At 42.5% G+C, this 11,143-nt stretch carries 14 protein-coding genes; 3 read left to right on the top strand and 11 right to left on the bottom strand.

The window, feature by feature from the left end; genetic code table 11:
- Window positions 1-242: 242 nt before the first annotated feature.
- A complete protein-coding gene (locus ACEW80_RS29535) occupies window positions 243-473 on the bottom strand; it encodes a hypothetical protein (protein ID WP_373530022.1) in 231 nt (76 codons plus the stop codon).
- Window positions 474-490: 17 nt separating this feature from the next.
- The gene (locus ACEW80_RS29530) at window positions 491-1,693 is read right to left on the bottom strand and encodes an AGE family epimerase/isomerase (protein ID WP_373530021.1); all 1,203 of its coding nucleotides are present in this window, start codon (window positions 1,691-1,693) and stop codon (window positions 491-493) included.
- A 472-nt stretch (window positions 1,694-2,165) separates the two neighbouring features.
- On the opposite strand from ACEW80_RS29530, the gene ACEW80_RS29525 reads away from it, so the two are divergent.
- Both ACEW80_RS29525 and ACEW80_RS29520 read left to right on the top strand, forming a co-directional pair.
- A complete protein-coding gene (locus tag ACEW80_RS29525) occupies window positions 2,166-2,381 on the top strand; it encodes a hypothetical protein (RefSeq protein ID WP_373530020.1) in 216 nt (71 codons plus the stop codon).
- 19 nt (window positions 2,382-2,400) lie between these two features.
- Complete coding sequence (locus ACEW80_RS29520; protein ID WP_373530019.1) at window positions 2,401-3,279, top strand: aspartoacylase; 879 nt, start codon at window positions 2,401-2,403, stop codon at window positions 3,277-3,279.
- A gap of 28 nt (window positions 3,280-3,307) precedes the next feature.
- Here the strand turns inward: ACEW80_RS29520 and ACEW80_RS29515 are convergent, their stop codons facing one another.
- From ACEW80_RS29515 to speB, 8 genes are all read right to left on the bottom strand, one after another.
- Window positions 3,308-3,955 (bottom strand): pentapeptide repeat-containing protein, encoded by a 648-nt coding sequence (locus ACEW80_RS29515; RefSeq protein ID WP_373530018.1) that lies wholly within the window; start codon window positions 3,953-3,955, stop codon window positions 3,308-3,310.
- An 88-nt stretch (window positions 3,956-4,043) separates the two neighbouring features.
- Window positions 4,044-4,241, bottom strand: coding sequence for a hypothetical protein (locus tag ACEW80_RS29510; RefSeq protein WP_373530017.1), 198 nt, complete (start codon window positions 4,239-4,241; stop codon window positions 4,044-4,046).
- A complete protein-coding gene (locus tag ACEW80_RS29505; RefSeq protein ID WP_373530016.1) occupies window positions 4,220-4,384 on the bottom strand; it encodes a hypothetical protein in 165 nt (54 codons plus the stop codon). Before ACEW80_RS29505 ends, ACEW80_RS29510 begins: the two co-directional genes overlap by 22 nt.
- A gap of 314 nt (window positions 4,385-4,698) precedes the next feature.
- A complete protein-coding gene (locus ACEW80_RS29500) occupies window positions 4,699-4,872 on the bottom strand; it encodes a hypothetical protein (RefSeq protein WP_373530015.1) in 174 nt (57 codons plus the stop codon).
- 294 nt (window positions 4,873-5,166) lie between these two features.
- Window positions 5,167-5,469, bottom strand: a complete 303-nt coding sequence (locus ACEW80_RS29495) for a transferase hexapeptide repeat containing protein (RefSeq protein ID WP_373530014.1) — start codon at window positions 5,467-5,469, stop codon at window positions 5,167-5,169.
- Window positions 5,470-5,535: 66 nt separating this feature from the next.
- The gene (locus tag ACEW80_RS29490) at window positions 5,536-5,673 is read right to left on the bottom strand and encodes a hypothetical protein (protein WP_373530013.1); all 138 of its coding nucleotides are present in this window, start codon (window positions 5,671-5,673) and stop codon (window positions 5,536-5,538) included.
- Window positions 5,674-6,014: 341 nt separating this feature from the next.
- Window positions 6,015-6,584: a Uma2 family endonuclease gene (locus ACEW80_RS29485; protein WP_373530012.1), complete on the bottom strand. Its 570-nt coding sequence runs from the start codon at window positions 6,582-6,584 to the stop codon at window positions 6,015-6,017.
- A 45-nt stretch (window positions 6,585-6,629) separates the two neighbouring features.
- Window positions 6,630-7,673: an agmatinase SpeB gene (gene speB, locus ACEW80_RS29480; protein WP_373530011.1), complete on the bottom strand. Its 1,044-nt coding sequence runs from the start codon at window positions 7,671-7,673 to the stop codon at window positions 6,630-6,632.
- Window positions 7,674-8,163: 490 nt separating this feature from the next.
- Here speB and ACEW80_RS29475 point away from each other — a divergent pair, with 490 nt between their 5' ends.
- Window positions 8,164-8,601: an orange carotenoid protein N-terminal domain-containing protein gene (locus tag ACEW80_RS29475; protein WP_373530010.1), complete on the top strand. Its 438-nt coding sequence runs from the start codon at window positions 8,164-8,166 to the stop codon at window positions 8,599-8,601.
- A gap of 146 nt (window positions 8,602-8,747) precedes the next feature.
- Here ACEW80_RS29475 and ACEW80_RS29470 read toward each other — a convergent pair whose 3' ends face one another.
- The gene (locus tag ACEW80_RS29470; RefSeq protein ID WP_373530009.1) at window positions 8,748-10,970 is read right to left on the bottom strand and encodes an FdhF/YdeP family oxidoreductase; all 2,223 of its coding nucleotides are present in this window, start codon (window positions 10,968-10,970) and stop codon (window positions 8,748-8,750) included.
- Between the last annotated feature and the right edge of the window lie 173 nt (window positions 10,971-11,143).

The following is an 11,143-nucleotide window of genomic DNA, read 5'->3' as shown; positions in this document are numbered from 1 at the left end:
CCGCTCCTGAAGGGGACTTGACGCCACGCTCACGTGAGCTAGATCAAATTCTTCGTTTAGCCGCCTAGACCACCAGTTGCAACTTTTTGATACTTAGCTCAGGAATTTAATTTCTGGGTCAATTTCTGCAAAAGTATAGATACCTTATGTGTCACAGCGTTCATGAGACATCTTTTCAATGGCACTAATTTTACTTTTACTTGTACAGTAACAGAGATTAAACTGACTGCGTTTGCAATAACTCAAGCTGTCGTTACTACAACTAATACATTCATAAGTAAACTTAAAGCTGTGGCTATCACAGCTTCAATTGTAGTTATCGATGCTTCACTACTCATAAGTAATCTTGAACCTGTGGTTATTACAGCTTCAATTGTAATTATCAATGCTTCTTCTGTGGTAGCCACAGCTTGAGTTGTGGTTGTCACAGCATCATCTGTGGTATACACAGCTTGAGTTGTGGTTATAAACATGAACTTTTGCAAAAAATCTATTGCAAAGGAGTAGCGATCGCCTCAAACTGTTGCCAGCAGAGATACAATGCACGCGGTACATGAAAACATCCTTTCCATTTGCCACCTTTGAGATTTAACAATACTTCTCCACGCCGATTAAGATAGCCAAACCACTCACCGTATTCTGAATCAGCAAAATGTGACCAGGCGTAATCGTGCATTTTTTGATACCATTCCCAACACACCTCACGCCCGGTCAAGCGATAGCCCATTGCTAATGCAACCAAAGATTCTATGTGAACCCACCATAGCTTTTGATCCCATTCCAATTGTTGTGGGGGATGACCATCTGCATCCATAAAGTAATACAAGCCGCCGTACTCACTATCCCAAGCAAAATTTAGGATATTTAGCACCACATCAACGGCTTGGTTAATAGTTTTACTGTCGTTTTTCCGACGGGCGATGTCCATGATGAACCACATGGCTTCGATACCGTGACCTGGGTTAATTAAGCGTCCTTCAAAACAATCTATGTGAGAACCATCAGGGGCAACGTTTTCATACATTAGTCCCCGTTCTTGGTCAAGAAAATCGGTCATCACTTCGCGGACAGTTTCAGCTAAAACATTTTCTAGTGTTTCTTTTGGCAACAACCATTCCATTTCTAGAGTCAGGTTGGCTAAAATCATCGGTACGGCCAATGATTTCATCGGACGTGTGCCGGAATAGGTTTTATTATATTTGCCCTTCGGGTTGTCCTTGCGGCGTAAAACGTTATTATAAGCTTGCATTGCCACATCTTTTGCCCATTCTTTGCCGCTAGCGAGTGCATATTGACTGAATGCCATCGCTGCAAAGCAATCAGAAAAGATATTGTAAGGCTGAACTAATGGTTTCCCTTCACGGGTAAGGGCAAAATACCAGTTACCATCACTATCTCTGCCATGTTCAGCAAGAAAATTAGCCCCATTGCTAGCAATTTTCAGCCAGTTTTCGCGTTTTTCTAGCTGGTTGTAAAGCATGGAAAAAGTCCACACTTGGCGGTTTTGCAGCCAGATGAATTTGTCTGTATCATAAATTTGTCCCTGGCGATCAAGACAAGTAAAATAGCCGCCTTGCTGCCAATCCAGGGAGTATTTTTCCCAAAATGGGAGTACGTCGTTGAGAAGGGCGTTTTTGTAAAGTTCAGCGTAGGCGTAGCCCGCCGGAGGCATCGCTTGAAAATCATACCCCATAAATTTCCTCCCCTTTTCTGCTCAAACCAACAGCTTAACAGTTATCACATTTTGGCTTGAATATGGAGCGTAGGCGTAGCCTGTCGTAGACATCGCGTCAGTCTTTTACAAGATATTGTAAATAATTGGGGTTAACCGATTATTACCGTTAATATCAATATTCTCCTAAATCCGGTACGGTATTGCATCCAGCTTTCCTGGTGTATTCCTCCACCTTCTGAAGGGAATTAAGTAAAACTTATCAATTGACGAGAGAATCAGGATCACAAGCGGAGTGATTGATAAGCCTGAGTTAAGTGTGTGAAGTTAGTAACGAAATAATCAGCTTTCTAGCGATAATGGAGTGTAATAGTAGATTACGAAAGCCAGGAATACGCCTGCAAGAGGACAATTTCAAATTTATTATAAATGGGATGAAGATTACCTAGAATATCAACCCGATTTTGTTGCAGAGACAGAAGAGGTAATCTTTATGCTTGAACCCAAAAATCGAGATGAGGTAGACAATCCTCAAGTGCTTGCCAAGAAGGATGTACCATTTGAATGGTGTCAAAAGGCTTCTGACTATATGCTAAATTACGGTGGCAAACCTTGGGTTTATGTCTTAATCCCCCATGATGCGATCGCCCAAAATATTACACTCAAAGGACTAGCTGATCGCTTTCACATTCTCAATAACTTAAGGTAGTTTTTTATATGAGGTTGTTATGAGTCAAATCGAGCGGGTTGCAATCGTTGGAGGAAACCACGGTAATGAGTTAACAGGAGTACATCTAGTTAAAAAGTTTCAGCAATATCCTAATTTAATCAATAGAGCAAGTTTTGAAACTCTAGCGTTACTTGGTAATCTCAAAGCTATTGAAGAAGGCAAACGATACATTGACAAGGATTTAAACCGTTGCTTCACTAATCAAGGCTTACAAAACCCCCAACTTTCAAGTTACGAAGATACACGGGCGAAAGCAATTCAACAGATATTACAACCGCAAAATCAGCGCTTCGTAGATGTAATTGTTGATTTGCACAGCACAACTGCCAACATGGGGTTAAGTCTGATTTTTTCCGATATGCATCCTTTCTTACTTCAGTTAGCCGCTTATCTGAGTTTAATAAATCCTTTGGTTAAAGTCTGTATTAATCAGCAATCTAGAGAAAGTGGTTTTCTGCGTTCTTTGTGTGAATTGGGTTTTGTTATCGAAGTTGGTGCTGTGGCTCAAAATATCTTAAATGCCGAACTTTTTCAGAAAACAGAGCAGCTTATTTATGCAATTTTAGATTATTTTGAAAGGTGCAACCAAGGTAATATTCCGCAGATAAACAGCACACTTACACTTTATAAATACCTTGGGACTATCGATTATCCTAGAGGCAATAGCGGTGAAATTCAAGCTATGATTCACCCTCAGCTTCAGTTTAGAGATTATGAGCCTCTTAATCCAGGCGATCCAATATTTCTGACTTTTGCCGGAAAAGATATTTTATATGAGGGAGCATCTACTGTTTATCCTATTTTTATTAATGAAGCAGCTTACTACGAGAAAGGAATTGCGATGTATTTAACTCAAAAGCAACAAGAAGTACTTTAAGAAAATATTCGGTAATAAATAACCTTAGTTATTGAAAAATTGTCCCATCAGGCATAATTGCCCCAGCTAAGTTAGTACCAACTAATTTAACTAGAAGGCGTTCGCCAGAACGAATCCGCGCTCCCGTCAAGTCGGCTCCCCGTAAGTCGGCTCCACTGAGATCCGCACCAATCAAATTAGTAGCGCGTAAATTCGCCTCCCTAAGATCAGCTAAAAGTAGGTTAGCCCGAAACAAATTTGCTTCAGACAAATTCGCTCCTCTCAGGTTGACTTTGTGCATAAAAGTATCGCTGAGATTAGCGCCACTCAAATTGGCATAACTCAGATTTCTGCCAGATAAGTCTTTATTGCTCAAATTTGCCCGACTGTAGTCTTTGCCACTCAAGTCTGAGCTTTGCCTTGCTGATTGCTGGGTTGTTTGAGATGGTGTTTGCTGTTGAGACGCCGATGAGTGAGGTGTGGTTGGATGTTTGGTTTTGAGAGAGCGCAATTGATCACGAGCTTCATTTATGGCTTTAAGCTTATCTTGTGCTTTCTGGTGTAAGCGGATATTGTCTTTGGGAATGCGATCGGGATGCCAAACAAAAACTAAATCTTTATAAGCCTGGTTCACTTCTTCAAGTGTTGCTCCAGGCTCTAATTCCAAAATTCTATAGTATCGATCCAGATCGGTCATAGGACATTTTGGTGGACAATCAACTTAATTATGAGTGATGCTGCCGTCTGTTCGCTGTATCTTTTGTTATTTGTCATTAGTTAAGGCTTTAAAATTCTTCCTCTGCTAGACGGTAATTACTACAACGGGGAGGCAGCGCGGTCTTCTCCCAAAGGGAGAGGCTAGCGCCAAGGGGGTTTCCCTCATGAGTGACTGCCGTGAGAAGCCGCCAAGGTTCTGTTGCCGTTAGCGATCGCCATAACCCGATGATGGTGGATACTATTTTTAAAATTGCGCTTTGCAACATGAGTTTGTGGTATGGCTATTTTTAACTTGTAGCTTAAAAATTGTATAGCCTATTTCAGATATGCGATCGCCTGGTAACTCTCTAGATTGCATCTGTTCGATAATTGGCTGGATGATGAATGTCTCACGCAAAGGGAAATCCATAAAATCATCCCGCATTTATACAACGCCTACAATTTGTATTCTAAGGTGCAAGCTTTGAGTTTTGAAAATGACTTTACCCGAAGGAGAAGCAACGATGAGCAGTAATTCCAATGAGACACTATTAGAATAAACAGTAACCTACACGCTACAGATGAATGGGGAACTTGTCCGCATTGTTGAAACGCCAGTGTATGATTTTGCTGCTTAGAATAAATCAATAGAGTATTGGGATAGCTAGCTTATTAACCAAAAATTTACGTTCCTAGTTGCAACCTTTGAGTTCTGAGGTGGAGCGATGTCTACGACGGCTGCGCCTACGCTGTTTTTACTCGACAACTCGTGTTACAAGGTAAAGCGATCGCCTTTTTGACTCGACAATTGGTGTTCAGAGGTGCGACTTCCGAGTTCTGAGGTGGAGCGATCGCTCTTTTAGCTCGACAATTGGTGTTAAAAAGTGCAACCTCCGAGTTCTGAGGTCGAGCGATCACTCTTTTGACTCGACAATTGCTGTTAAAAGGTGCAACTTCCGAGTTCAGAAGTTGAACAGTGAAGTTTGAAGTTAAATCTTTGGCTCTTTAGTTAACTTTGTAGTTCACACTGTCCAATCCTGTGTTATCAAGTTTGGAACTTTGCTAAAGTCGCTAGTGTTGCGAGTCAATAGTACTAAACCCCGTGAAAGCGCGATCGCAGCTATTCTTAAATCCATCGTGCAGCTAATATTAAAAACTCTGCTCCTGAGCGTCGTTGCAGAAAACTGATATGGTCGGTGTCGAGTAAATATTTCACAGTTGTTCGCCAGCTTCATCTGTAAATATGTCAGCATGGCGCAATGACCGCCCATATTCTAAAGCTTCCAAAAATGCTGGTTCATCAGAGATTGAGCCAATAACCTTTTCCAGCCAATTACTAGAAGCAGGCGCATCGATGACTCGACGTTTGAGATCCGCAACTGTATGTTCAAGAGTCGCTAAACGTTGTTCAAGATTCACTTCATTTAACATAATTTTCTTTGAGACTTTAGTTTCAATGGTAGTGCTTATCCGCACCTCGACAACTAGAAAAGCAAGAGGAGAGATTTTTGACACTCATCTTGGTCATCGTTATTGGCCAATTCTTAAAGCAAACAAAGCGATGTCTCCGACGGGCTGCGCCTACGCTCTTTTAGCTTGACAATTGGTGTTAAAAGGTGCAACCTCCGAGTTCAGAGGTAAAGCGATCGCCCTTTTTGCTCGACAATTCATGTTCAGAGGTGGAGCGATCGCACTCAATACGGTTCGGTTAAGGTGCATAGTCCTTAAAGATCCCCCTTAGTCCACGCCAGTCACTCATGGGGGAAACCCCCTTGGCGCTAGCCTCTCCCTTTGGGAGAAGACCGCGCTGGCTCCCCTTAAAAAGGGGGAAATAGAGCTATTCTTAGCCCCCCTTTTTTAAGGGGGTTGGGGGGATCAAGTCTTATCCGAACCGTATTGCGATCGCCCTTTTTGCTCGACAGATCGTGTTCTGAGGTGGAGCGATGTCTCCGACGGGCTGCGCCTACGCTCTTTTGACTCGACAGATCGTGTTCAAAGGTGCAAGTTCCGAGTTCAGAGGTGAAATGGTGAGGCTTTGAGGTTAATAACTTGTGTTCTAATTACGAATTACGAATTGGTATTAGCCACCCAAAAACCTGCTCAACTGTCAAGTCCAGTGTTAAAAACGTTGGTGTGGGAAGACAATCGCTACCTGTCAACTCAATAGGTTCCTGTCCAGGTATAAATGCTAGAATCAATCGCTCATCTGGATCGATTAACCATCCTAGCTGAGTACCATGTTTAAGGCAGTGCAAAATATTACTGATAACTTTAGTAGCTCTCTGCTCAGGCGAGAGAATTTCTACAGTCCAGTCGGGATAAATTTTAAAAGCATTGGGTACTTCACCGTCAGCTTCAAAAGGAATTCGTTCCCAAATGAATACAGCAGCATCGGGAACAATAGAACGTCCACCAAAGCTACAGCGCAATTCTGGAAAAGCGAGGGCAATTTTTGATGTTTCTGCAACTTCATTTACAGCATCACAAAACTTGAGTTGCAGACGAGAGTGTTTGCCAGCAGGCATAGGTTTTTGGTAAATTTGACCGTCAATAAATTCACAAGCCGGCTTGGTTGCTGGCAGTTTGAGGAATTCTTCGAGGGTGAGAGACGGAGGAGTTGCTGTTGTCATCGCCTTTAGTTCAGTATCATTGCCACTCTGCCAAAATTCTATCGTTTATATTTTCTGCTGAGATAAATCCATCAAATTTGCCAGCTTGTAAACTACCCGCGCTCCAACATTACCATCCCACTCCCCATCACCGACTTCGCAGATATCAAAGCCAATAATTTTTCTGCCACTATTGACCAATTCCCGGAATAGACAAAATGTTTGCTCTAATTCCAACCCACCTGGAACGGGAGTACCTGTACTCGGACAGAGTTTGGGATCTAGACCATCTGTATCAAAGCTAATGTAAACATTCTCAGGTAAATGACTGATAATTTCTCGGCATAAATCAATCCAAGTAGTTCCAGAGTAGAGCTTTTGCTTAATAGCAGGGTCATAATAAGCAATAATGCGATCGCTAGATTGGTCAATTATTTGCACTTCATCATGACTAATATCACGCAAAGCCACCTGTACTAGCTTAGAAATTTGCGGTATTTTCATCGCATTAAACATAATTGACGCATGGGAAAACTCGAATCCCTCATAAGCATCCCGTAAATCTGCGTGGGCATCAATGTGCAGAATGCCATAGTTTGCATAGTTAGCCGCTAATGCTTGGAAATAACCTAAAGGCGAACTGTGATCTCCACCAATAACTGCAACTCGTTTACCCTTGTTAATTGCTTCCTGACAATTTTTAAACAGCCATTGATTCACTTGTTGACAAGCTTGATTAATTTCTGTCAGCACAGATGTTAAATCTGGTGTATCTGAGAGTTGTTTACCTTGACCTAATCGCTCGATGATTTTTGCTGCCAAGGCGCGGTAGTACGTGTTCTTCTCTAACATATCCTGGGGAATTTCCACCATAAAAATTCCCTGCTTCCAACCATCAGGGTGATCAAAATCGAACAAATCCAGTTGAGTCGAAGCATCGAGAATTCGCTGTGGGCCATTAGCTGTGCCTGCGCCATAGGAAACGGTGACTTCCCACGGCACACCAAAGACAATCAAATTTGCAGATTCGTAATCGCAGGGTAAACCAAAGAGGTTGCCATTTACTTCACCTACGCCGCTGGGATTGTAGTCTTGTAGTTGATTACTCATCGATTCTTTTCTGGATTTAGGTAGACAGTACAGCCCTTGGTGGACATCTGCATTCTAATCAAAATTTTTCACAAGCGGTAAGCTCCTCATTATGTGTATGAGGAGTTGATTTAGTTTCTGGCATATTTATACACAGAAATATTAGATAAAAGCTGGGTAATATGGCCATCAACTAAGATCCCATCACATCAGAATATTAAAATCAAATGCAACAAGTTAGATATTTTGCCGCCATCAGACTTTTATCTCAAACACTAACTATGGTTAGCTGACAAAAGTCCTAAGTACTCTTTTATGGTATTTACCATACATCGAAACAGGTATTTTTGTAACTAGCAATTTGGGTTATCTATACCTGTCTTATGTAATAAGTCCTGATTCTACCCTAAGTAAGGTTATCTATTTCCCTTTGTTTGTTAAGTTGTATGAAGATACTGAAAGTAAATTTTTTCAGTAATTAAGAATAACTTGAACTTGTTTGGAGTTTATTATGACCTACACAGTTGACGAAAAAACAAAGCCAGCTTTAGAAAGTTTTCAACGCTTTGATGTAGATACTCAGCTAGCCTTACTTTGGTATGGTTACTTGGATATTAAAGACCAGCTAACGCCAGCACCTCCTAATAGCGTTGAAAGTCCTGCTAAAGCAGTGTTTGACCAATTTTTAGACTTGTCTCCTGAAGAGCAACTACAAGCACAACGCGACGTTATTAATGGTGCAAGCCAAGCCTATAATGCTCTAAGTCCCAATGCAAAATTAGACGTTTGGCTGCTGCTGGCACAAGGAATGGAGAATGGAAGCATTATTCAAGTACCCTCCGAATATCAACTACCTGGTGAAACGGATGAATTTGTCGCATTGATCAAAAAGCTAGAGTTTGAGCAGCGAGTTAATTTTATGTTGAGTGCCGTGCAAGCGATGGGTTAGGTAAGTCCAATAACTCTCAATACTTTCTAGAATTGGGGATAACTGAAAGTAGCAAATTAAGCTAAACATAGCTCCTTTTGGTTTACTTTAGGGTTAATTCATTACTACCGTAGAGATGCTGATCTTTGCGGTAGTCTTGATCTGATTCAAATTTTTTCCAACCGGACGATCGCATTATAATCAGGTACACCTTCAAGCGATCGCTTACTTTTATCTAATAGCACATTCCCTTCTGGCCAATGTACTTGCAAGTTACCTGACTGAATTGGCGCAATATAGACTTGACAGAATAACTCGCCTAACTCATTCTTAAGAATGATGCGATCGCTATTCTTTAAACCCAACTGTGCTGCATCAGCAGCATTTATCAGCACAGCATCTCGCACCGCCCCAGTAATTGCATCCTTGCGTTCCTGCACCATACTATTAAATTGTTTGCCTCGGCGTGTTGCTAATAAAAAATAGCCCTCTGGTAATTCCCTCTGTGGTGGCAATAATACGCCAAAGTGTGCTTTGCCATCCTCTGTAGGAAAGTTCCAACCAAAGCACAAATGTAATCCACCATACTGAAACTGATCACCAGCCTGCTGTAAGTGTTGAATACCAGCATATTGCGGGACGACTTGAGCAATTTCTTGACGGATAGCAGCTGTGTCAACAAAAGCCAGCTTATCTGCTAAATCTGGCTTTACCCGCCTTGCCAATTCTAAAAACACTTCCCACTCTGGACGTGCTTCCCCAATGCGCGGCCCCGGAATTTCTGGACTGAAAATTACCCGGCGTTCGGTGTTGGTTTGTGTAACTCCCCCTGGTATTTCATAGCGAGTCGTCGCAGGTAAAAGCACCACAGTATCAGCAGGTTCTACCAACATTTGGCTGGAGAGAACAATATCCATGTGTACCCGCAACGGTATTTGCTTCAATGCCACTTCCACATAATCTGGTTCTGGCAGCACTTCTAAAAAATTCCCGCCCACAGAAAACAACACATCTAATTGCCCCTGATGAGCGGCGTTAATCATTTCTGGAGCAATTAAACCTTTGCTGGCTGGCACTTCAAAACCCCAATGCTGACTCAATTGGGCAGCATTTTCTGGGGTGATGGGTTTACCACCAGGAAACACTGTCGCATAACATCCCATCTCTGCACCACCTTGCACCCCAGAGTGACCGCGAATTGGCATCAAACCGCAGCCTTCCCGACCGACAAAACCTTTGGTGAGAGCTAAGTTGATGATACTTCGCACATTATCTTCGCCGCATTCATGCTGGGTAATGCCCATACTCCAAACAAATACGGCTTTATTAGCTTCTTTGACCATTTTGGCAAAGGCGTACATTGAGTCGCGGGATGTACCAGAAAGCCGCTCTAATTCTTCCCAAGAGTGGCTTTCTAACGATGCTTTGAGTTCGGCAAAGCCAACTGTGTGCAAATCAATAAATGACTGGTCTACCCAGTCATTAGCAATTATATGTTTAATAGTGCCATTGAAAAATGCTATATCCCCGCCCATATTGATTAAGAAGAAGTCTTCCGCAAACTTAGTACCAAAAACGGCACTTTCCACAATTGACGGCACCCAGTAGCGCTCCATTCCTGGCTCACGGTAAGTATTAATAATGACAATTTTAGTGCCAGCTTTCTTGGCATAATGGAGATATTTGACGGTAACAGGCTGATTATTAGCAACGTTGGAGCCAATGAAGACTAATAAATCAGTACCAATCCAGTCTTTATAAGAACAGGTGGTAGCTGCTGCACCAATCGCAGCTTTCAGCCCCGCCGTACTAGGAGAATGGCAAATGCGGGCGGCGTTATCAATATTATTGCTTCCCATTGCCCGCACAGCTTTTTGAGTAGCATAATAAGTTTCGTTAACGGTGCCACGACTGGTAATATAGAAACTGAGACGGTCTGGTGTAGTAGTGCGAATGCGATCGCTAATTATTTCTAAAGCTTCATCCCAGCTAACACGGCGAAAGCCTTTTTCCCCTCGTTGACGCATCATTGGGTACGGAAGCCTTCCTAAATCCCGTAATTGGGCACTTTTTTGCTTTTGCAACTGCGAGACATCCGCCAGTAGCACAGGGTCAAAAGCTGACATGGTATTCATCTGCAACAGCCGCAACCGGACATTGCACAAATGGATACCATCTAATGTCCAATCTTTCATCCCGGTTGTTCCGAGAGCGCAACCATCGCAGACACCTTTATCGAGAATATTCCACGCATAAGGTAGTTTGTCACGAGAGTGCCAGATTGCTCGAAACACCTCCCAGTAATTGTTAGGGTACTGTTCGCCAATACCAAAGGGCTTCCAACTTGCCCAATGCTGAGGTGTCCAATACTTTTTAGGTTTCGGCAACATGACGCAGTGTGTGAGTGACGAAAGTGATTCTTCCAGGCTACCGTTTTTAGTAGCATTTTAGCTAGATCAGCATTCATCCCACACTCACTAGACGGAGTGTGGGATGAATGCGCGGGAGTGGTGAGATATAGTAATTAAGCGCAAACCTCTCCCAAGGGGAGACGCAAGCGCGA

Origin of the sequence: Nostoc sp., from assembly GCF_041747015.1 — a bacterium.
Taxonomy (GTDB): Bacteria; Cyanobacteriota; Cyanobacteriia; order Cyanobacteriales; family Nostocaceae; genus Nostoc.
This window is presented reverse-complemented; position numbering and strand designations above follow the sequence as displayed.

Bases quoted from the DNA above. Each gene is read 5' to 3' on its own strand.
- ACEW80_RS29525 (WP_373530020.1), top strand. From the start codon at position 2,166: ATGCTTGAACCCAAAAATCGAGATGAGGTAGACAATCCTCAAGTGCTT.
- ACEW80_RS29530 (WP_373530021.1), bottom strand. From the start codon at position 1,693: ATGGGGTATGATTTTCAAGCGATGCCTCCGGCGGGCTACGCCTACGCT.
- ACEW80_RS29510 (WP_373530017.1), bottom strand. From the start codon at position 4,241: ATGTTGCAAAGCGCAATTTTAAAAATAGTATCCACCATCATCGGGTTA.
- ACEW80_RS29505 (WP_373530016.1), bottom strand. From the start codon at position 4,384: ATGGATTTCCCTTTGCGTGAGACATTCATCATCCAGCCAATTATCGAA.
- speB (WP_373530011.1), bottom strand. From the start codon at position 7,673: ATGAGTAATCAACTACAAGACTACAATCCCAGCGGCGTAGGTGAAGTA.
- ACEW80_RS29535 (WP_373530022.1), bottom strand. From the start codon at position 473: ATGTTTATAACCACAACTCAAGCTGTGTATACCACAGATGATGCTGTG.
- ACEW80_RS29470 (WP_373530009.1), bottom strand. From the start codon at position 10,970: ATGTTGCCGAAACCTAAAAAGTATTGGACACCTCAGCATTGGGCAAGT.
- ACEW80_RS29485 (WP_373530012.1), bottom strand. From the start codon at position 6,584: ATGACAACAGCAACTCCTCCGTCTCTCACCCTCGAAGAATTCCTCAAA.
- ACEW80_RS29520 (WP_373530019.1), top strand. From the start codon at position 2,401: ATGAGTCAAATCGAGCGGGTTGCAATCGTTGGAGGAAACCACGGTAAT.
- ACEW80_RS29490 (WP_373530013.1), bottom strand. From the start codon at position 5,673: ATGCACCTTAACCGAACCGTATTGAGTGCGATCGCTCCACCTCTGAAC.
- ACEW80_RS29475 (WP_373530010.1), top strand. From the start codon at position 8,164: ATGACCTACACAGTTGACGAAAAAACAAAGCCAGCTTTAGAAAGTTTT.
- ACEW80_RS29515 (WP_373530018.1), bottom strand. From the start codon at position 3,955: ATGACCGATCTGGATCGATACTATAGAATTTTGGAATTAGAGCCTGGA.